Genomic DNA, 22,275 nt, shown 5'->3' on the forward strand with positions numbered 1-22,275 from the left:
AAGGAACATGATACATGACTAAGAGAACAACATACTGTGGCCTTGTAACAGAAGAATTATTGGGAGAAAAAATAACGTTAAAAGGATGGGTGCATAATCGCCGTGATTTAGGTGGTTTAATTTTTATTGACTTAAGAGATAGAGAGGGTATTGTTCAAATCGTATTTAACCCTGCTTTCTCACAAGAAGCACTTAATATTGCAGAAACTGTTCGTTCAGAATATGTAGTTGAAGTACAGGGACAAGTAACAAAACGTGATCCAGAAACTATAAATCCTAAAATCAAAACAGGACAAGTTGAGGTTCAAGTTTCTCATATTGAAGTAATTAATAAATCTGAAACACCACCATTTTCAATCAACGAAGAAAATCAAAATGTAGATGAAAATATACGTTTAAAATATCGCTACCTAGATTTAAGACGCACCGAATTAGCACAAACATTTAAAATGAGACATCAAATTACGCAATCAATTCGTCACTATCTTGATAATAATGGCTTTTTCGACATTGAAACACCCGTTTTAACAAAATCGACTCCTGAAGGTGCCCGTGACTATTTAGTTCCTTCTCGTGTCCACGAAGGTGAATTTTACGCTTTACCACAATCTCCACAGCTATTTAAGCAATTATTAATGATTAGTGGTTTCGATAAATATTATCAAATTGTTAAATGTTTCCGCGATGAAGACTTACGTGCTGATCGCCAACCTGAATTTACTCAAGTCGATATTGAGATGAGCTTTGTAGACCAAGAAGATGTAATGGCTATGGGCGAAGAAATGCTACGAAAAGTTGTTAAAGAAGTAAAAGGTATTGATGTTGAAGGGCCATTCCCACGCATGACATACAACGAAGCTATGAGTCGTTATGGTTCTGATAAGCCTGACACTCGTTTTGATATGGAATTAATTGATGTGTCGAAACTTGGAACAGAAATGGACTTTAAGGTATTTAAAGATACAGTTAATCAAAACGGTCAAGTCAAAGCAATTGTTGCCAAAGGTGCAGCCGACAACTATACACGTAAAGATATGGATGGGTTAACTGAATTTGTTAATATATACGGTGCTAAAGGATTAGCTTGGGTCAAAGTAGTTGAGGAAGGGTTAAGTGGCCCTATTGCTCGATTCTTTGAAGATGCTAATGTAGCGACATTAACTGAGTTAACGGGGGCAGAGCCAGGAGATTTGGTTATGTTTGTGGCTGATAAACCTAATGTTGTGGCACAAAGCCTAGGTGCACTGCGTATCAAACTTGCAAAAGAGCTAGGTTTAATTGATGAAACAAAGCTAAACTTCTTATGGGTAACTGATTGGCCATTACTTGAATATGACGAAGATGCAAAAAGATATGTTGCAGCACACCATCCATTCACTTCACCAAAAGAAGAAGATATTAAAAAATTAGATTCTGAACCTGAAAATGCGCAAGCCAATGCATATGATATTGTATTAAATGGCTATGAATTAGGTGGTGGTTCTATTAGAATTCATCATGGTGTCTTACAAGAAAAAATGTTTGAAGTTTTAGGATTTACTAAAGAACAAGCCCAAGAACAGTTCGGCTTCTTATTAGATGCCTTTAAATATGGTGCACCGCCACATGGTGGAATAGCTCTAGGTTTGGACAGATTAGTTATGTTATTGACAAATCGAACTAACTTAAGAGATACAATTGCATTCCCTAAAACTGCATCAGCAACTTGTCTATTAACCGATGCACCTAGCGACGTGTCTGATAAACAATTACAAGAATTATCACTTAGAATTCGACATTAATAAAGAATGTTTATGTCAATCTTACAACTTTATTGCGCGTAACTTTTAACATATCGAATCGTTTTAGTTTCAAATTATCTATAATGGTGCTATGATGTAGTCATAAGATAGTCATCTGTGGTGTACGTAAGTTTGCTTTTTAATTTGGGCCTAACACTCTTTGATCAGGGAGCCTAATAGGTTTTCTTGCAGCGCACACGCCTCAATTGGAGGACTTGCAAAACAAGAAACAGGGCACCCACCTGTATATAGCAGGCCGAATGATCAAGCTATGATAACTACGGCACCTATGGACTCTATCGGTACGCAAGACTTTGTCTTGCGTATTTTATTTTGTCTTGCTTTTGGTAGAATACTGTTAAAAGTGATTTGAATAAGGAGTTAAATATGAAGCATCAATTTTCTAGAAATGAGTTAGCATATGGTAAAGAAGGTTTAGCCTTACTAAAAGAAAAAACTGTTGTCGTATTAGGTATAGGTGGTGTAGGTTCATTTGCGGCCGAAGCATTAGCTAGGACAAATATTGGTCACATTATTTTAATAGACAAAGATGATGTTGACATAACCAATGTTAATCGACAAATACATGCGCTTACTTCAACCATAGGCCAAAGTAAAGTAACGCTTATGGAAGAAAGAATTAAATTAATTAACCCTGACTGTAAAGTAACACCATTACATATGTTTTATACTGAAGAAACATATGAAGATTTATTTAACAACTATGAAATAGATTATTTTATCGATGCTAGTGATACAATTATTTATAAAGTTCATTTAATGAGAGAGTGCTTTGAGAGAGGAATCAAAGTCATATCGAGTATGGGAGCTGCAAATAAAACAGATCCAACGCGCTTTAAAATTGAAGATATATCTAAGACATACATGGATCCAATGGCTAAAATTATTAGAAATAAACTTAGAAGGCTAGGTATTAAAAAAGGCATTCCTGTTGTTTTCTCGGATGAAAGTCCAATTGTCATCCGTGAAGATGTAAAAGCAACAGTAGGTGATGCGAATGCAATTAACCGCAAAGGTCAAATGCCACCATCTTCAAATGCTTTTGTACCAAGTGTCGTTGGCCTAATTTGTGCAAGTTATGTAGTCAATGATATTTTAAAAGATGTTCCTATCACAAGAATTAAGGACAAAGGTACACAAAGTAATAATAAACATTAAACAAAAATGATGGCGTAGTGAATTAACGCCATCATTTTTGTTGTTTTAAATTATCGTAAACAGCCTTAAACTGTTGTTCAGTTTTTGAAGTTGCTTTAGGGGTATAATACTCTCTGTTTTTTAATTTATCGGGTAAATATTGTTGAGCAACATAACCATTGTCATAATTATGGGGATATTTATAGCCAATTGCTCTGCCTAATTTTTTGGCACCAGAATAATGTCCATCCTTTAAGTAATCAGGTATTTGGCCGATATTTCCAGCATTAATATCGCTTAAAGCGCTATCCACTGCCGTTATCGCTGAATTTGACTTAGGAGATAAACACAGTTCAATAACAGCTTGACTCAACGGAATACGTGCTTCTGGAAAGCCTAAGCGTTCTGCCGCTTGTATTGCTGCTAATGTCCGTTGTCCAGCACCCGGAGAAGCTAAACCAATATCTTCGTAACTAATTACAAGCAAGCGACGTACAATCGTAGGAAGATCACCAGCTGCAATAAGTCTTGCCAAATAATGTAACGCTGCATTAACATCGCTGCCTCTAATAGATTTTTGAAACGCGCTCATAACATCATAGTGCATATCCCCGTCTTTATCACTTACAAACGCACCTTTTTGGAGACAATCTTGAGCGTCGGTTAGCGTTACATGGCGCTCACCATTGTCTTCATCTGCACTTAAGACAGCGAGTTCTAACGCATTTAACGCACTTCTAACATCTCCTTGGCTTTGCGTAGAAAAATATTCAATTGCATCCTCATCAATATGAGGATGATAAGAGGCCAATCCTCTAGAATCATCTTCAATTGCTCGCATCAACGCAACTTTTATATCTTCTTCATTTAATGGATATAATTCGAAAATTTGTGCTCTAGAACGTATTGCTGGATTAATCGCATGATATGGATTTGAAGTTGTTGCACCAATAAGTACAATTTTGCCATTTTCTAAATGCGGTAATAAGAAATCTTGTTTAGCTTTATCTAATCGATGAATTTCGTCTAATAATAAGATAACTTGCCCTGACATCTTGGCTTCTTCAACAACGAGCTGCATATCCTTTTTGGTATTCGTGACAGCATTTAATTGTCTGAATTTATATGCAGTACTACCAGAAATAGCTTTAGCAATACTTGTTTTACCAATACCTGGAGGTCCATAGAAAATCATCGAAGATAAACGTTTGGTTTCTACCATACGGCGTATAATACCTCTTGGACCAACCAAGTGTTGTTGAGAAATAATTTCATCTATATTTTTAGGTCGCATTCGAGAAGCTAATGGTTCATTAGTCACAATTTTTCATCCTTTCTAATTCTATATTAACTTAAAAAATGATAGAATGGGAATATATATATCGAATTAAGTGAGGTAATGTTATGAAAATATCAACGAAAGGGAGATACGGTTTAACTTTAATGATATCTCTTGCAAAAAAAGAAGGGCAAGGCTGTGTATCATTGAAATCAATCGCTGCTGAAAACAGTTTAAGTGATTTATATCTTGAACAATTAGTAGGCCCTTTAAGAAATGCTGGTTTAATTCGAAGTGTGCGTGGTGCTAAAGGTGGCTATCAACTTAGAGTCCCAGCAGAAGAAATTACTGCTGGTGATATTATTCGCTTACTTGAAGGGCCCATCACATTTGTTGAAAGTATCGAATCCGAGCCACCTGCACAAAAACAATTGTGGTTGCGTATGCGTGATGCGGTACGAGATGTATTAGATAATACAACATTAAAATACTTAGCTGATTATGTTGAAACTGAAGCCGATTTAGATGGTTACATGTTTTACATTTAAATAGCTAAAAAATATGTTTATTTAGTTCTTAACCTGGGAAAATGTATCATAACAGCATCGAAATAACAGATATTAAAATTATTTAAAATCTGAAAGGAGCATATTATTTATGGGTTTCATGGATAAAGCAAAAGATGCAGCTAACAAATTTAAAGATAGTGATAATGAACAGGTACAAAAAGCAAAAGATAAAATTAATGAATTTACAGATGGTAATGACAACAAAGATAAAGAAGATAAAAAAGATTAATCTTTGTTGTGTCATGGTAAAGTAATCATATAGAAGAGAAATACAGCTCAAAGATGAATTTAAACAAATTCATTTTTGAGCTTATTTTTCGTATACTGCAATTTTATAACTTACTATTCTACTTATTAACTTTAAACGATAGTCCTTTCGTAGTTATTTAATTATCTATTTTCTAATGATTTGCTGCTATAAATCTTTTACTCATTTGTCAGCTTCAATAATTCGTTTTAAACGACGATATGAATCAAGTTGTTTGTCTTGATCATAAATATAACTTACCGCCATTAATTCATCAATTTCTCCATATTTCTGAATAAAATCTTCAAGTTGTTGCTTCACACTTAATTCTGAGCCAATAAGTGAATATTTTTGCCGTTGCTTAACCATTTCGTACTCACGAGGCGTTAGCAAACTTTGTAAATTATCTGTTGGCGGTTGGACTGGTTGCATACGTCCACGGGTAATACTAATCATCACTTGAGCTTGAGTTGTAGACAAGTATTGAGCTTCTTCATCACTATCAGCAATAATAGCATTTAAACAGACTATGACATAAGGTTCACTAAGTACATCAGAAGGTTCAAATAATTCCTTATATATGTCTATGGCATCTTTCATTTGTTGTGGTGCAAAATGACCTGCAAAAACATAAGGTAAGCCTTTGCGTGCTGCTAAATGAGCAGAATCAGTTGAAGACCCCAATATATACAATGGTACTTGCTTATTCACAGCGGGGTAGGCTCTAACATAGTCTTGTTGATTTTCTGGTCCAAAATATTTTTGTAATTGTTCTACCTCATCAGGAAATTGATATACACCATTATGTTGATCTCTTCTTAATGCACTAGCTGTCATCATATCTGTACCTGGTGCACGACCTAATCCTAAGTCAATGCGATTAGGATATAGCGTGGCTAACGTACCAAACTGTTCTGCAACAATAAGTGGTGCGTGATTAGGTAACATAATTCCACCTGAACCTATACGCATATATGACGTATGTTCTAAAGTATGTTGTATTAGCAATGCAGTAGCAGAACTCACTAAGTTTGGCGCATTATGGTGCTCCGCAATCCAATAACGTTCATAATTTAATTTTTCAAGTTGTTGTGCAAGTGTAACCATATCAGCAAGCGCATCATTTTCATTTTGTCCTTCTCTAATAGGTACTAAATTTAATGCAGAATATTTTATCTTTTTCATAACTTTATATACCCCTTATGATAATAGTGCATAAAGTATAACAATTGTGAGAATACTTTTATATTTAGATGCTCAATTTAACACGAATTCAGTAAGTATATTATCTGTATCATTACTATTAATTAAAATGTTAAACTAATAAGTGAAAGTCATAAACAGAACTATAGAAAAATAACAGCATTGGTGCTATTATAGGAACATTGATATTATCTCAAGGAGTGTAAATTACATGGAAGTATATGCAGATTACGCGGCGACGACCCCAGTTAGACCTGAAGTTATTGATGAAATGATGAATATATATAAACAGCATTATGGTAATCCATCATCTATACATTCTGTTGGACGTGATGCACGTAAATATTTAGATCAATCACGCCAAAAAGTAGCAGAACTATTAGGTGCTAAGCGAAATGAGATTATTTTTACTAGTGGTGCAACAGAAGCTAATAATACTGCTATTAAGGGGTTAGTATATGCAAATGAGCATATCGGTAATCATATTATAACTACAAAGATTGAACATCACTCTGTACTACATGTTTTTGAACAACTTGAGCGTGAAGGCTATGACGTCACATATTTAGATGTAGATGATACTGGTCAAGTTGATTTAGATCAGCTAGAAGAATCACTTACTGATGATACCATTCTTGTGTCTATTATGTTTGTAAACAATGAAGTAGGAACAGTTCAACCTATATATGAAATAGAAACAATTGTAGCGGAGAGTAATGCATTGTTACACGTTGATGCTGTCCAAGCAATTGGGCATTTAGAAATTAATTTTCATGATTTTAAAATCGACACAATGAGTATTACTGGCCATAAATTCGGCGGACCAAAAGGTGTGGGTGTGCTGCTTGTTAAAGAAAATACGCCAATACAATTTTCACAATTAGGCGGAGAACAAGAAATGAAACGTCGTGCCGGAACTGAAAACGTACCACAAATTGTTGGTTTTACAAAAGCATTAGAATTAGCAAATAATGCTTTAAATGAAAATAACGTCAAATTAATGCAATTAAAAGAATTATTTTTAGTTAGCTTACAGGAACGTGCTATTCCTTTTGAGTTAAATGGTTCAATGACAGAAACAACGGGTCATATTTTAAATTTATATTTTCCATTTATAGATGTTGAAACGATGCTAACTTTATTAGATTTAGCAAATATCTATGTTTCGTCAGGATCCGCTTGTACTGCAGGATCAACCGAACCATCTCACGTGTTATCTGCCATGTATGAGGATGAAGAACGTTCAAAACATTCAATAAGATTTAGTTTCAGTGAGTTAACTACAGAACATGAAATCAAATATATCGTAGCGGAAATTCATAAAATTTATCATAAGTTTAAGGAGGAATCATAGTGTCTAATAAAGATATTCGCGTTGTCGTTGGCATGTCAGGCGGTGTTGATAGCTCGGTTACCGCATATTTATTAAAAGAACAAGGTTATGACGTTATAGGTATTTTCATGAAAAATTGGGATGACACTGATGAAAATGGCGTATGTACAGCTACAGAAGATTATAATGATGTTATTGCTGTATGTAATCAAATTGGCATTCCTTATTATGCTGTAAATTTTGAAGAAGAATATTGGAATAAAGTATTTACTTATTTTTTAGATGAATATAAAAAAGGACGTACACCAAATCCTGATGTGATGTGTAATAAAGAAATAAAATTTAAGGCCTTTTTAGAACACGCACTTAAACTTGGTGCTGATTATGTAGCAACTGGTCATTATGCTCGCCTTAAACGTTATGACGACGGTCACGTTGAAATGCTACGTGGCGTTGACAATAATAAAGATCAAACATATTTTTTAAATCAATTATCACAGCAACAATTATCCAAAGTCATGTTTCCTATTGGAGATATAGAGAAAAAAGAAGTACGTCGAATAGCGGAAGAACAAGGGCTAGCTACAGCAAAGAAAAAAGATTCTACAGGCATTTGTTTTATTGGTGAAAGAAACTTCAAATCATTTCTATCACAATATTTACCTGCTCAAGCCGGCGATATGCGAACACTTGATGGTAAAAAAATGGGCGTGCACAGTGGTTTGATGTATTATACGATAGGACAACGTCATGGTTTAGGTATTGGTGGAGATGGTGATCCTTGGTTTGTTGTTGGCAAAAATTTAGTAGACAACGTATTATACGTTGAACAAGGTTTCCATCACGATGCATTATATAGTGATTATTTAATAGCATCAGATTATTCATTCGTCAATCCAGTAGATTTAGAACGCGGATTTAACTGCACTGCTAAATTTAGATATCGTCAACAAGATACGGAGGTATCTGTTGAACGCGTCGATGATCACTCGATAAAAGTGACTTTTAAAGAACCAGTTCGAGCGATTACTCCTGGTCAATCAGTTGTATTCTATGATGGTGAAATCTGTTTAGGTGGCGCAACGATTGATGATGTTTACAAAACTTCTGGGCAATTAAGCTATGTCGTTTAATTACTTTTAAATAAACTTTACTGTTGTTAATTAGAGTTGATATTCAACCGTTTATTCACAAGTGCTATTTAGAATAAGCGGTTGTTTTTATTTATTAAAAGTTTGTACATGATATAATGATGAATGAAATGAGGTATTCTAGTGACTGAACAAGAACAAATATATCAATACATACAAAAAGGGCAGAGAGATAAAGCCCTGAAAGCATTATTTAATAACATAGAAGAAAATCCAAACGTGATTGAAAATTACATTAATGCTGGCATTATTCTGGCTGATATTGGAGAAATCGTACAGGCTGAAAAGTTTTTTCAACGTGCATTAACAATTGATGATACAAACGGTGCAATTTATTATAATTTAGCAAATATTTATTATAATCAAGGTCGTTTCAATGAAGCCATCAAACTCTATCAAAAATCATTAAAATATCACATGGATATGGTTGATTGTAATTATATGATAGGTATGGCATTCAACCAATTAGAAGCATTTAAAGAAGCATTGCCATATTTAATGACTGCAGCTGAAAAAGATGAAAATAGGGATAGTGAAATTCAATTTCAATACGGACTTGTATTATGTCAATTAGAAATGTTTGAACAAGCTATTCAACAACTTAAATACGTCTTACAACTTGACTCATCACATACTGACGCATTATACAACTTAGGATTAGCGATATATATGGAGACTGAAGACATAGATACAGCTATTTCGTATTTTGAGCGGGCAATTGCCATTGATCCTAAACATTTATTAAGTCAGCACGCAAAAGCCACTTTTTTATCTATGAAGAACAAGGAGGATTAATATGGATAACCCTACACTATTTGAACCAACGATGTTAAAGGGCACCGTCGAAGTTATTTTGTTCCAAAATCAAGATAATTTCTATACTGTACTTAAAGTTGATACCATTGAATCTAATGAATCGTTCGATACGATGCCAACGGTTGTAGGGTTTTTCCCAAATATTGTTGAAGGCGACGTATACACCTTTAAAGGACAGGTTGTTGCGCATCCAAAATATGGCAAACAACTAAAAGCTGATACATTTGAAAAAGAATTACCACAAACGAAAGATGCTATTATTACCTACTTATCAAGTGATTTATTTAAAGGTATTGGTAAAAAGACAGCACAAAATATTGTTAATACTTTGGGAGAAAATGCAATAAATGATATTTTAGCTCATCCAGACATATTAACAAAAGTTTCAAATCTTTCTAAAAAGAAACAAGAGCAAATTGCACAACAAATAGCAGCCAATCAAGAATCAGAAAAAATCATGATACACTTACATGATTTAGGATTTGGCCCTAAACTATCAATGGCAATCTATCAGTTTTATCAAAGTGAAACAATAAACGTCGTTGATAATAACCCGTATAAACTTGTATATGATATTAAAGGAATTGGATTTAATAAAGCTGATACATTAGCACGTAATATCGGCATCGACTTTAATGACCCAGAACGATTAAAAGCTGGCATATTATTCACACTAGAGGAAGAATGTATTAAACAAGGGCATACTTATTTACCTGCTGAAACAATTCTTAAATCAGCACAAACAATGTTAAGTACGCAAGGGGATGAAATAATTGAAATACATCAACTTGAAGAAATGTTGCAAATTTTAATGGAAGAAGATAAGTTGATTCTTGATCAACAAAAAATTGCCATCCCCAGTCTTTACTACTCAGAATTAAAAAGCGTACAAAACTTATATCGTATATTAACTCATACCCATAAATTAAATGAACTTGAGCAATCTGATTTACAGTTGCATATTGGAGAGATAGAAGATAGCAATGAAGTACATTATGCTGCATCACAAAAAGAGGCTTTACAAACAGCTATAAACTCAAAAATCATGTTATTAACTGGCGGACCTGGAACTGGTAAGACAACTGTCATTAAAGGTATTGTAGAGTTATACGCTGAAATTCATGGACTTTCTTTAGATTATGCGGATTACACTGATGATGATTTCCCAGTAGTATTAGCAGCTCCTACAGGCAGAGCATCGAAACGTTTACAAGAAGCTACTGGCTTAGAGGCAATGACCATCCACCGACTTATAGGATGGAATCAAGATACACAACCAGAAGACATTTTAGATAATGAAATTAAAGCAAAATTAATTATCATAGATGAAATGTCTATGGTTGACACTTGGTTATTTCATCAGTTTTTAAATGCGGTACCTTTAGATGCCCAAATTGTATTTGTTGGAGATGAAGACCAACTGCCTTCTGTTGGGCCTGGACAAGTATTTAAGGACTTAATCCAGTCTAAAAAAATACCACGTGTCAATTTAACTGAAGTCTACCGACAACAAGATGGTTCAAGTATTATTGAATTAGCTCACCACATGAAACAAAACGAATCCATAGATATTACAAAACGTTATCATGATAGAAGCTTCATTAATTGTAGTGCAGAACAAATTCCTGACGTTGTTAAGAAAGTAGTATCCAGTGCAGTTAGTAAAGGATATGACATGAGTGATATTCAAGTACTTGCTCCCATGTATAAAGGAAGTGCAGGTATTAAACGTTTAAATCAAATTCTGCAAACAATTTTAAATCCTAAAGAACCAGACGCCCGTGAAATTGAATTTGGTGATGCTGCATTCCGCAAAGGCGATAAAGTATTACAGTTAGTAAATCGTCCTAATGACAATATTTTTAATGGAGATATTGGTATTATTGTTGGCATTTTTTGGGCAAAAGAAAATGCTTTAAATAAAGATGTTATTATCGTCGATTTTGACGGTAATGAAATTACATTTACACGACAAGACTTAATTGAATTAACGCATGCATATTGCACTTCGATTCACAAGTCCCAAGGTTCAGAATTCCCAATCGTTATTATGCCCGTAGTGAAACAATATTTTAGAATGTTACAAAAGCCTATTCTTTATACTGGTTTGACTAGAGCTAAACAATCTTTAGTATTACTAGGGGATCCACAAGCCTTTGACATTGGTCTTAAAACAAATGGTCAAGTTAGAATGACGCAATTATATGATTTATTAGAAGCATATTTTGGACACGAAACGCAGAATTCTACTGATGATAATATCATAGCTAAACATAAAAAAGATACATTATCAGCAGCGACAATTTATCAAATAGATCCGATGATTAACATGAATCAAATGACGCCATATGACTTTATTGAACGTTGACAATTTAGACAACACAACTTAAAATAAAATGTGAATAAACATGAAGATGAGTAAGCAAATGAGTATTCAAAGAGATGTGCTGGTTGGTGTAAAGTACAATACAGTTTGCTGAACGCTACTTTGTGCTAATATGGATAAGACAATGAAGTGATAAAGTGGAATCAATAGTGATTCGTATCTTTATAACTAGGGTGGTACCGCGAAAACGTTCGTCCCTTGTGGATGAACGTTTTTAATTGTGACTAAGAATTTGAGGAGTGAAACCCAATGAAAAATTTAAAAGCTAGTGAAATAAGACAAATGTATATTGATTTCTTTGTAGAAAAAGGACATATGGTTGAACCATCTGCACCTTTAGTTCCTATTGATGATAATTCATTACTATGGATAAATTCAGGTGTAGCAACATTAAAAAAATATTTTGATGGTCGAGAAACACCAAGAAAACCTAGAATCGTAAATTCGCAAAAAGCAATTAGAACGAATGATATTGAAAATGTAGGTTTTACAGCACGTCATCATACATTCTTTGAAATGCTAGGTAACTTTTCTATTGGGGACTATTTCAAAAAAGAAGCTATTGAATTTGCTTGGGAATTTTTAACAAGTGACAAATGGATGGCAATGGAACCAGACAAACTGTATGTAACCATTCATCCCGAAGATACAGAAGCATATCATTTATGGCATAACGATATCGGCTTAGAAGAAAGTCGCATTATACGTATTGAAGGCAATTTTTGGGATATTGGAGAAGGACCATCAGGACCAAACACAGAAATCTTTTATGACCGTGGTGAAGCATTTGGCAAGAACGACCCTGCTGAAGAAATGTATCCTGGTGGTGAAAATGAACGTTATTTAGAAGTATGGAACCTTGTGTTTAGTGAATTTAATCATAATAAAGATCATACTTATACGCCATTACCAAATAAAAACATTGATACTGGTATGGGCCTAGAACGCATGGCTTCTGTAGCACAAAATGTGCGTACAAATTATGAGACAGACTTGTTCATGCCTATCATTGAAGAAGTTGAAAAAGTTTCCGGCAAGAAATATCTTGAAATACCGGAACAAGATGTGGCGTTTAAAGTCATTGCTGATCACATTAGAACAATCGCATTTGCAATTTCAGATGGTGCTTTGCCGGCAAATGAAGGACGTGGCTATGTTTTACGTCGTTTGTTACGTAGAGCTGTACGTTTTAGCCAAACATTAGATATTCAAGAACCATTTATGTACAAGCTCGTTGATATTGTTGCAGATATCATGGAACCTTATTATCCAAATGTTAAAGAAAAAGCTGATTTCATTAAACGGGTCATTAAATCAGAAGAAGAACGATTCCACGAAACATTACAAGAAGGGCTATCAATTTTAGATCAACTGATTGCTAAAGCAAAACTGACGACAAAAGAAATTAATGGTTCAGATGCATTTAAATTATATGACACATATGGTTTCCCAATCGAATTAACTGAAGAAATAGCTACACAAGAAGGCATCACTGTTGATATGGAAACATTTGAAAATGAAATGCAACAACAACGTGACCGTGCTAGACAGGCACGCCAAAATTCACAATCAATGCAAATTCAAAGCGAAGTGCTTAAAAACATAACTACAAAAAGCAAATTTGTTGGATATGAAACGACTGATTATCAAACTGAGATTACAGATCTTATCTACAATGGCCAAGCTGTTAGTCATGCAGAAGCTGGAGACATCATTTATTTTGTTTTAAAAGAAACGCCATTTTATGCGGTCAGTGGTGGTCAAGTTGCAGATCATGGTACAGTTGGTAACGACAATTTTGAAATTGCTGTTGAAGAAGTAACGAAAGCACCAAATGGTCAAAACTTGCATAAAGGAACCGTTCAATTTGGTCATGTAACTGTTAATAGTCATGTTGATGCAAACGTTAATAAAGATGAACGACGAGATATTCAAAAGAACCATAGTGCAACACACTTACTGCATGCCGCTCTGAAAGAAGTATTAGGCGATCATGTTAACCAAGCAGGCTCTCTCGTTGAAAGTGAACGTTTACGCTTCGACTTCTCACACTTTGGTCCAATGACAAATGAAGAAATTGAACACGTTGAGCGACGTGTTAACGAAGAAATATGGCGTGGTATTTCCGTAAATATTCAAGAAATGCCAATTGCTGAAGCTAAAGAGATGGGTGCAATGGCTTTATTTGGTGAAAAATATGGCGATGTAGTTAGAGTTGTAAATATGGCACCATTTTCTTTGGAACTTTGTGGTGGTATTCATGTTCAAAACACATCTGAAATCGGCTTATTTAAAATTATTAGCGAATCAGGTACTGGTGCAGGCGTCAGACGAATTGAGGCCTTAACAGGTAGAGCAGCATTCTTGTATCTAGAAGGCATTCAGCATAAATTTAATCAAACTAAAACATATTTAAAAGTCAAATCCGATGATCAAGTTATGGAAAAAGTCGTTCAGCTTCAAGAAGAAGTGAAACATGTAAATAAACAATTAGAACAACGTAATAAAGAAATTACAACATTAAAAATGGGTAATATTGAAGACCAAGTTGAAGAAATCAATGGTTTTAAAGTATTAGCTACACAAGTAGATATTGCTAATCCAAAAGCAATCAGAGAAACAATGGATGATTTTAAATCTAAATTACAAGACACAATTATCATATTAATAAGTGAAGTTGAAGGCAAAGTTTCATTGATAGCTACAGTACCAAAAGCTGATACCAGCAAAATTAAAGCTGGCGATATCATTAAAAATATGGCTCCTATTGTTGGTGGCAAAGGTGGTGGCCGTCCGGATATGGCACAAGGTGGCGGTACACAACCTGAAAATATCACAGAATCTTTACGCTTTATTAAAGATTACATTAAAAAACTATAACTATATACCTTTCTAGTGTAATATAAAATATGTAAGTTAAATCGTAGATAGAGGAGTGTCAATCAATGGAAAATTTTGATAAAACAATGAAATTTGATTATGAAGAAATTCCTAAAGAGAATGTCAGATCTGTGTTAAGCAACGTGCATCGTACATTAGAAGAGCGTGGATATAATGCTGTAAACCAAATTGTTGGTTATTTATTATCTGGTGATCCTGCTTATATACCACGTCAAAATGAAGCTAGAAACCAAATACGACATGTGGATAGAGATGTCATTATGGAAGAACTTGTCTCATACTATCTTAAAGAGAAAAATAATTAATATATGCTCCAGCATAAAATATTAGGATTAGATGTAGGAAGCAAGACTGTAGGCATTGCAATTAGCGATTTAATGGGCTGGACAGCTCAGGGATTAGACACTCTATGCATCAATGAAGAACAAGAAGAATATGGTATTGAACAACTCACTAATATTATTAAGTCCAATAACGTTGACACAATTGTTATTGGTTTACCAAAAAATATGAATAATTCTATAGGGTTTCGTGGAGAAGCTTCCATACACTATAAAGAATTAATTCTTGAAGCGATGCCTGATATGAAAGTTATTATGTGGGATGAACGACTAAGCACAATGGCAGCAGAACGTTCATTGTTAGAGGCCGATGTTTCTAGACAAAAAAGAAAAAAAGTAATAGATAAGATGGCCGCAGTTTTTATACTTCAAGGCTATTTAGACTCTATCCAATAAAGGAGAATTTAAATGACTGAACATAATCACGACACTGAATTAGAACTTAATAACGAAGAAGAACTTTTAACATTATATGATGAAGATGGCAATGAAGTACTTTATCGCAAAATATTAGAATTTTATCATCCAGAATTCAAAAAAGAATATGTTATTTTGTCTGAAGAAGGTGCACAATCTGATGATGATGACATGATTGAATTAATCCCAATGATAAATCAACCAGACGAATCAGGAGATGGCGGTAAATTAATTCCTATCGAAACAGATGAAGAATGGGATATGATTGAAGAAGTAGTCAATACTGAAATGGATGAATAAAATACAACTTTGAATTTATATTAATAAAAACATTAGATATATGATTTAATTACTGAGTCAAAATCACAGAAAATTTTTCTCTGTGCATGAAAATTTAAAGTAATTAGCGTAATGATTTGTTTTGTGGGGCGGAAGATAAAGTCGAATTTGGCTTTATCCCGCTCCTTTTTAAGATAGCACTTAATTTAATGCATAATTTATGATAAAATATGTAAAGTTAATTTCGTATTTGCTAAGTACACAGCAATCAAAATAATCCAATCAGTCAGTTTATTTGATCCTACACGTAATTAATCAATAACCACGACTGATTGATTTTTATTTTCATTATTTATAACTTTTTTAAGAAGGAAGTAACGTCTATGGAGGACAATGAACGCTATTTAGTAGATTTACATAAGCATTTAGATAATCCTATTGAACGGCTCAGACCATATGCAATTGAGCATGCTGTGCCAATCGTCGACCGCTTAACACTTGATTTGATAAAACAGTTAATTAGAATCCACAAACCACAGTCAATTCTAGAAATTGGAACAGCAATAGGATATAGTTCAATGCAATTTGCATCAGTTGATTCAAACATACATATCACAACGATTGAACGTAATGATGATATGTTTCAACAAGCCCAACACAATGTTAAAACATTTGGCTACGAATCACAGATTGACATTATAAAAGGCGACGCACTGGAACAATTTACTCAGCTGAAAAATAAACATTTCGATATGATATTCATTGATGCAGCGAAAGCACAATCACGTAAATTTTTTGAACTTTATACACCATTATTAAATAACGGGGGTATAGTAATTACTGATAATGTCCTTTACCATGGTTTTGTTGCAGACATATCAATTGTACGTTCACGAAATGTCAAACAGATGGTTAAAAAAGTACAACAATATAATGAATGGCTCATGTCACAATCAAATTATTCTACTAATTTTGTCAATATAGATGATGGACTAGCAATTTCTATCAAAGGAGAATCAGAATGACTGAATTACTTGTAACACCTAAATCAGTTGCGCATTTAAAAACACTTATTGATTTTGGTGCAGATGCGTTTGTCATTGGCGAACAAAAATTCGGATTACGCTTAGCCGGTGAATTTAAACGTACCGATATGAAAAAAGCTGTGGAAATAGCCCACAAACATAATAAAAAAGTTTATGCTGCTGTTAACGGTATATTTCATAATTATCATTTGGAGGCACTTGAAGACTATATAACATTTTTACATGAAATCAATGTAGATCGTATTATATTTGGAGATCCTGCCGTTGTTATGTACGTCAAAGCTCAACCACATCCAATTGCATTAAATTGGGATGCTGAAGCATTAGTAACAAATCATTTTCAATGTAACTACTGGGGACAAAAAGGTGCGAAACGTGCCGTTCTTGCTCGTGAATTAAGCTTAGAAGAAATAATCAATATTAAAGAGCAATCAGATGTTGAAATTGAAGTGCAAGTTCATGGCATGACTTGCATGTTTCAATCGAAAAGAATGTTGCTAGGTAATTATTACACATTCCAAGATAAACAAATGAAAATAGAGCGTCAACAGGATGAACAGTACTTATTATTATATGATGAAGAAAGAGATAATAAATATCCTGTTTTTGAAGATTACAATGGTACACATATAATGTCTCCAAATGATATTTGTTTAATTGAAGAATTAGAACCATTATTTAGTGCAGGAATTGATTCGTTTAAGATAGATGGTATCTTGCAAACTGAAGAATATATTAATGTAACAACACGTCAATATCGCGAGGCTATTGATTTATATAATGATGATCCTGAAACCTATGAGGATGAAAAATTCATGCTTGTTGATCCAATTGAAGATATACAGCCAGCACATCGTCCTTTTGATGAAGGTTTCTTATTTAAACAAACCGTATATTAGGAGGCTTAATCATGCAAATTTTAGAAAAAGCATCACCATCACAACAAACTAAAATGAAAAAGCCTGAACTACTTGCTCCTGCTGGAAATTTAGAAAAGCTAAAAATAGCTGTACATTACGGCGCAGATGCAGTATTTTTAGGCGGTCAAGAATATGGATTACGTTCAAATGCCGATAATTTTACTATGGAAGAAATTGCTGAGGGTGTCCAATTTGCTAATACTTACGGCGCAAAAATCTATGTTACTACCAATATCATTGCACATGATGAGAATATCCCAGGCTTAGAAGCATATTTAATACAATTACAAGCTACAGGAGCTACGGGAATTATTGTAGCAGATCCTCTAATCATTGAAACATGCAAACGTGTTGCACCTAACTTAGAGATACATCTATCTACTCAGCAGTCTCTAACAAATTATAAGGCGGTAGAATACTGGAAAGAAGAAGGATTAAACCGTGTTGTGTTAGCTAGAGAAACTGGTGCCATGGAAATGAAGGAAATGAAAGAAAAGGTTGACATAGAAATAGAAGCATTTATTCATGGTGCCATGTGTATTGCATACTCTGGTCGTTGCACACTTAGCAATCATATGACAGCTCGAGACTCAAATCGTGGTGGCTGTTGCCAAAGTTGTCGATGGGATTACGATTTATTATCCATTGATCAAGATGGCGATTTAGATATGTATTATCAACAAGGTGATATCATACCTTTTGCTATGAGTCCCAAAGATTTAAAATTAATAGAAGCCATTCCTAAAATGATGGATATCGGCGTTGATTCATTAAAAATAGAAGGCCGTATGAAATCTATTCACTATATAGCTACAGTTGTATCAGTTTACCGTAAAGTCATCGATGCTTATGCTGAAGATCCAGCAAATTTCAAAATTGACCCTGAATGGCTAATAGAATTAGATAAATGTGCCAATCGTGATACAGCTCCTGCTTTCTTCGAGGGGACACCAGGTTATGAAGAGCAAATGTTTGGTATGCAACAATCCAAAAAATCTCCATATGATTTTTGCGGTTTAGTTCTTGAATATGATGCAAATACACACATCGCCACGATACAACAACGTAATAATTTTAAACCTGGACAAGAAATTGAATTTTTCGGACCTGAAATTAATAGCTTTAAACAAGTTATTGATGCAATTTATGATGAAGAAGGGAATTCTTTGGATGCTGCAAGACATCCACTACAAATTGTACAAATTAAAGTTGACCACCCAATCTACCCAAATAATATGATGAGAAAGGAAATTAGCTAATGTCTCAAACAACGATTATCGGTATTGCTGGTGGCTCAGGCTCAGGTAAAACCACCGTAACTAATGAAATTATGAAAAATTTAGCAGGTCATAGTGTTGCTTTATTGGCCCAAGACTATTATTATAAAGACCAATCCCACCTCACGTTTGAAGAACGGTTAGAAACAAATTATGACCATCCTTTTGCCTTTGATAACGATTTATTAATAAAAAATTTAAAGGATTTAAAAAATGGTCAATCAGTAGAAGTGCCTACTTATGACTATGCAAATCATACTAGAAGTGATGAAACCATTGCATTTGAACCAAAAGATGTTATTATCGTAGAAGGTATCTTTGCTTTAGAAAACAAAACACTACGTGATATGATGGATGTTAAAATATATGTTGATACGGATGCAGACATTAGAATCTTAAGAAGATTGATAAGAGATACTAAAGAGCGCGGACGGTCAATGGAATCTGTAATTAATCAATACTTGAATGTAGTTAAGCCGATGCATAATCAATTTATCGAACCTACTAAAAAGTATGCAGATATTATTATTCCTGAAGGTGGTAGTAACAAAGTTGCTATCGATATTATGACAACCAAAATACAAACACTTGTAAGTAAACAAGAGTAATATCAAGAAAAGGAAGATGACGTAATGGAAAATCAAAAACAATATCCTATGACACAAGAAGGATATGACAATTTAGAACAAGAGTTAGAAGAACTTAAGACAGTTAAAAGACCTGAAGTTGTAGAAAAAATCAAAGTAGCACGTTCTTTTGGAGATCTATCTGAGAACTCTGAGTATGACGCTGCAAAAGACGAACAAGGGTTTATTGAACAAGATATTCAACGTATAGAACATATGCTAAGATACGCACTTATTATCGAAGACACAGGCGATAATAACGTCGTACAAATCGGGAAAACTGTCACATTTGTAGAATTACCTGGTGATGAAGAAGAAAGCTACCAAATCGTTGGTTCTGCAGAAGCCGACGCATTTAAAGGGAAAATTTCAAACGAATCTCCAATGGCGAAATCTCTTATTGGCAAAGGATTAAACGATGAAGTTCGAGTACAGCTACCTAACGGTGGTGAAATCAGAGTTAAGATTGTAGATATTAAATAAGACAATATCCTCATTAATAAGCTATATAGTAAAAACCAGTTTAGCATTCTGCTTACTGGTTTTTACTATATAGCATTTTTATGTTGTGCCACATACTTTTGTTAAACTTGTTTTCTCCATGACAATTAATTACAAGTATGATTTAATTGAATATGTACAACTTTTTAAAGTAGAATCAACCGATCTACAAAGCGTAATATTTATTACTTATCGCTTTTAATTACAAATGATTATTAAACAGACAGATAAGATAAATGATATAATTCTTATTGAATTAGTCATTTATAATTTTATTTGTCTATGTTTCTATTTTTTTATACAAAGGGGGTTAGAAAATGGAAGCAACTATCATTAACGAACAAACCTTAATGATTTATTTCAAAAACGAAATTAGTGAAGACACATATAATCAAATTATTTATACAACTCAATACATTAAAAATAAAAACTTGCAAGCTATCAACGAAATTATTCCATCTTATAGAGCCATCATGGTTACTTTTGACCAACATAAAATTGATATCGATGAGTTGATTCAACAACTTCAACTTGATTCTATTAATTATAAGCACATTGATAAAGCATCTAATAATAAAGTTGTACATATTCCCGTCTTATATGGTTCAGATGCAGGGCCAGATTTATCTGAAGTAGCAAAGTATAACGGACTTACCTCTGAAGAAGTAATAGAGATACATACAAGTAAACAATATTTAATTTATATGCTTGGCTTTATGCCTGGCTTCCCATACTTGGGTGGTTTAGATTCACGCATACATATGCCTAGACGCTCTGAACCTCGAGTACGTATTGCTGCAGGCTCAGTTGGAATTGCTAATAATCAAACTGGCTTATATCCTCTAGACTCACCAGGAGGTTGGCAAATTATTGGTCGTACGCCTATTAGAGTATTTAATAAAGATGATCAGCCTATGACGCTTTATCAAGCTGGTGATAAAATAAAATTTTATGCCATCGATCAACATACTTATCAACAAATTCAAGATGACATTGATAAGGGATGCTTTAATAAAGAAAAGTGGGTGACAATGCGTAATGGGAATTAAAATTATACAACCTGGTTTATTTTCAACTATACAAGATTTAGGACGTACAGGATTTCAACATCTTGGTATTTCAAGCGCTGGTGCCATAGATCAATATAGCTATCTTATTGGACAAACATTAATCCAGCAAGATGGGCCTGCAATCGAATTTACAATTATTGGCCCTAAAATTGAATTCTCCAGCGAAAATTCATTTGTTTTAACAGGGGCTATTTTTGCAGCCAAATTAAATGGTACTGCTGTATACCAAAATGTGGTTGTACAAGCAAATAAAGGAGATATTTTAGAAATTGGTCCTGTTCAACAAGGTGCTAGGGGGTATATATTTTTTGGTCAACCACTTGATATACCAATCGTAGCAAATAGCTATGCCACTCATACTAGAACACAAATGGGTGGTTTTTATGGACGTACATTGAAGAAAAAAGATAGCATTCCTGTTGTTACAAATCAATCTTATAAACAACAATTGGGCAAAACTATTGAATTCAATGCAGTACCAGAAGATAATATCGTTCATATCATCAAAGGACCTCAATATGATGCATTTTCTACAGAATGTCATGAACAACTAACAGCACAAGTATATGAGATATCAGATAGTTCTGACAGAATGGGCATTCGACTTAAAGGAACGCCTATACCGCCTATAGAAAGTGCGGATATCATTTCAGAGCCCGTTGCATTAGGCAGTATTCAAGTTCCTAATGATGGTCACCCCATCATATTATTACACGATAGACAGACCGTAGGAGGTTACACTAAGATTGCTAGTGTTTCCCAAGCCGATATACATAAACTGGCTCAATTTAAACCAGGAGAAGAAATTCTATTCAAATGGATAACGATTGAACAAGCAATCAAAAATTTAAAACATTTTGAGCAAGTCTTTAGTTCAACAATAAATGAAATAGAATCAACTCCAAAATTCGAACTCAAGCATTTACGTCCGACATCAAAAAAAATAGCTCAATTAATTAGGGAGGAACAGTAAA

General features: G+C 34.0%; 21 protein-coding genes and 1 other RNA gene. 20 read left to right on the forward strand and 2 right to left on the reverse strand.

What is annotated here, in order from left to right:
* Positions 1 to 14 precede the first annotated feature (14 nt).
* The 3 genes from aspS (at position 15) to HMPREF2597_RS06520 (ending at position 2,960) form a co-directional block, all read left to right on the forward strand.
* On the forward strand, positions 15 to 1,781 hold the full coding sequence (aspS, locus tag HMPREF2597_RS06510) for an aspartate--tRNA ligase (protein WP_002478087.1): 1,767 nt from the start codon (positions 15 to 17) through the stop codon (positions 1,779 to 1,781).
* Positions 1,782 to 1,890: 109 nt separating this feature from the next.
* Positions 1,891 to 2,081: non-coding RNA, 6S RNA (ssrS, locus tag HMPREF2597_RS06515), on the forward strand.
* 87 nt (positions 2,082 to 2,168) lie between these two features.
* Positions 2,169 to 2,960 (forward strand): tRNA threonylcarbamoyladenosine dehydratase, encoded by a 792-nt coding sequence (locus HMPREF2597_RS06520; RefSeq protein WP_002458936.1) that lies wholly within the window; start codon positions 2,169 to 2,171, stop codon positions 2,958 to 2,960.
* 31 nt (positions 2,961 to 2,991) lie between these two features.
* Here the strand turns inward: HMPREF2597_RS06520 and HMPREF2597_RS06525 are convergent, their stop codons facing one another.
* Positions 2,992 to 4,260, reverse strand: a complete 1,269-nt coding sequence (locus HMPREF2597_RS06525) for a replication-associated recombination protein A (protein ID WP_002478088.1) — start codon at positions 4,258 to 4,260, stop codon at positions 2,992 to 2,994.
* Between the two features lie 83 nt (positions 4,261 to 4,343).
* On the opposite strand from HMPREF2597_RS06525, the gene cymR reads away from it, so the two are divergent.
* Positions 4,344 to 4,766, forward strand: coding sequence for a cysteine metabolism transcriptional regulator CymR (gene cymR, locus HMPREF2597_RS06530; RefSeq protein ID WP_002458938.1), 423 nt, complete (start codon positions 4,344 to 4,346; stop codon positions 4,764 to 4,766).
* A 109-nt stretch (positions 4,767 to 4,875) separates the two neighbouring features.
* Positions 4,876 to 5,016 (forward strand): SAS049 family protein, encoded by a 141-nt coding sequence (locus HMPREF2597_RS12600; protein ID WP_002458939.1) that lies wholly within the window; start codon positions 4,876 to 4,878, stop codon positions 5,014 to 5,016.
* Positions 5,017 to 5,217: 201 nt separating this feature from the next.
* On the opposite strand, the gene HMPREF2597_RS06535 is transcribed toward HMPREF2597_RS12600, so the two are convergent.
* Positions 5,218 to 6,219 (reverse strand): LLM class flavin-dependent oxidoreductase, encoded by a 1,002-nt coding sequence (locus HMPREF2597_RS06535; RefSeq protein WP_002478089.1) that lies wholly within the window; start codon positions 6,217 to 6,219, stop codon positions 5,218 to 5,220.
* A gap of 229 nt (positions 6,220 to 6,448) precedes the next feature.
* Here HMPREF2597_RS06535 and HMPREF2597_RS06540 point away from each other — a divergent pair, with 229 nt between their 5' ends.
* From HMPREF2597_RS06540 to HMPREF2597_RS06610, 15 genes are all read left to right on the forward strand, one after another.
* On the forward strand, positions 6,449 to 7,591 hold the full coding sequence (locus HMPREF2597_RS06540; protein WP_002458941.1) for a cysteine desulfurase family protein: 1,143 nt from the start codon (positions 6,449 to 6,451) through the stop codon (positions 7,589 to 7,591).
* Positions 7,591 to 8,703 carry a tRNA 2-thiouridine(34) synthase MnmA gene (gene mnmA / locus HMPREF2597_RS06545; protein ID WP_002458942.1) on the forward strand — a complete coding sequence of 371 codons (1,113 nt, stop codon included), beginning with the start codon at positions 7,591 to 7,593 and terminating at the stop codon, positions 8,701 to 8,703. The genes HMPREF2597_RS06540 and mnmA overlap by 1 nt, the downstream gene beginning before the upstream one ends.
* 141 nt (positions 8,704 to 8,844) lie before the next feature.
* Positions 8,845 to 9,516: a tetratricopeptide repeat protein gene (locus tag HMPREF2597_RS06550; protein WP_002478090.1), complete on the forward strand. Its 672-nt coding sequence runs from the start codon at positions 8,845 to 8,847 to the stop codon at positions 9,514 to 9,516.
* Between the two features lies 1 nt (position 9,517).
* Positions 9,518 to 11,905 (forward strand): SF1B family DNA helicase RecD2, encoded by a 2,388-nt coding sequence (locus HMPREF2597_RS06555; RefSeq protein WP_002478091.1) that lies wholly within the window; start codon positions 9,518 to 9,520, stop codon positions 11,903 to 11,905.
* Positions 11,906 to 12,172: 267 nt separating this feature from the next.
* Positions 12,173 to 14,803 carry an alanine--tRNA ligase gene (gene alaS / locus HMPREF2597_RS06560; RefSeq protein WP_002478092.1) on the forward strand — a complete coding sequence of 877 codons (2,631 nt, stop codon included), beginning with the start codon at positions 12,173 to 12,175 and terminating at the stop codon, positions 14,801 to 14,803.
* A 65-nt stretch (positions 14,804 to 14,868) separates the two neighbouring features.
* On the forward strand, positions 14,869 to 15,129 hold the full coding sequence (locus HMPREF2597_RS06565; RefSeq protein ID WP_002458946.1) for an IreB family regulatory phosphoprotein: 261 nt from the start codon (positions 14,869 to 14,871) through the stop codon (positions 15,127 to 15,129).
* A 3-nt stretch (positions 15,130 to 15,132) separates the two neighbouring features.
* The gene (gene ruvX / locus HMPREF2597_RS06570; protein ID WP_070817244.1) at positions 15,133 to 15,561 is read left to right on the forward strand and encodes a Holliday junction resolvase RuvX; all 429 of its coding nucleotides are present in this window, start codon (positions 15,133 to 15,135) and stop codon (positions 15,559 to 15,561) included.
* A 12-nt stretch (positions 15,562 to 15,573) separates the two neighbouring features.
* On the forward strand, positions 15,574 to 15,882 hold the full coding sequence (locus tag HMPREF2597_RS06575) for a DUF1292 domain-containing protein (protein WP_070817245.1): 309 nt from the start codon (positions 15,574 to 15,576) through the stop codon (positions 15,880 to 15,882).
* Between the two features lie 362 nt (positions 15,883 to 16,244).
* Entirely contained in the window at positions 16,245 to 16,886 is a 642-nt protein-coding gene (locus tag HMPREF2597_RS06580; protein ID WP_002478093.1) for an O-methyltransferase, read from the forward strand.
* The gene (locus HMPREF2597_RS06585) at positions 16,883 to 17,806 is read left to right on the forward strand and encodes a peptidase U32 family protein (protein WP_002478094.1); all 924 of its coding nucleotides are present in this window, start codon (positions 16,883 to 16,885) and stop codon (positions 17,804 to 17,806) included. Before HMPREF2597_RS06580 ends, HMPREF2597_RS06585 begins: the two co-directional genes overlap by 4 nt.
* Positions 17,807 to 17,817: 11 nt before the next feature.
* Positions 17,818 to 19,086: a peptidase U32 family protein gene (locus HMPREF2597_RS06590; RefSeq protein WP_002478095.1), complete on the forward strand. Its 1,269-nt coding sequence runs from the start codon at positions 17,818 to 17,820 to the stop codon at positions 19,084 to 19,086.
* Positions 19,086 to 19,712 carry a uridine kinase gene (gene udk / locus HMPREF2597_RS06595; RefSeq protein WP_002458952.1) on the forward strand — a complete coding sequence of 209 codons (627 nt, stop codon included), beginning with the start codon at positions 19,086 to 19,088 and terminating at the stop codon, positions 19,710 to 19,712. The genes HMPREF2597_RS06590 and udk overlap by 1 nt, the downstream gene beginning before the upstream one ends.
* A gap of 24 nt (positions 19,713 to 19,736) precedes the next feature.
* Positions 19,737 to 20,213, forward strand: coding sequence for a transcription elongation factor GreA (greA, locus tag HMPREF2597_RS06600; RefSeq protein WP_002458953.1), 477 nt, complete (start codon positions 19,737 to 19,739; stop codon positions 20,211 to 20,213).
* A 335-nt stretch (positions 20,214 to 20,548) separates the two neighbouring features.
* Positions 20,549 to 21,280 (forward strand): 5-oxoprolinase subunit PxpB, encoded by a 732-nt coding sequence (pxpB, locus tag HMPREF2597_RS06605; RefSeq protein WP_002478096.1) that lies wholly within the window; start codon positions 20,549 to 20,551, stop codon positions 21,278 to 21,280.
* Positions 21,270 to 22,274, forward strand: coding sequence for a 5-oxoprolinase subunit C family protein (locus tag HMPREF2597_RS06610; RefSeq protein WP_002478097.1), 1,005 nt, complete (start codon positions 21,270 to 21,272; stop codon positions 22,272 to 22,274). The genes pxpB and HMPREF2597_RS06610 overlap by 11 nt, the downstream gene beginning before the upstream one ends.
* Position 22,275 lies beyond the last annotated feature (1 nt).

The sequence above is a fragment of the Staphylococcus sp. HMSC063A07 genome, from assembly GCF_001836955.1.
GTDB lineage: Bacteria > Bacillota > Bacilli > Staphylococcales > Staphylococcaceae > Staphylococcus > Staphylococcus lugdunensis.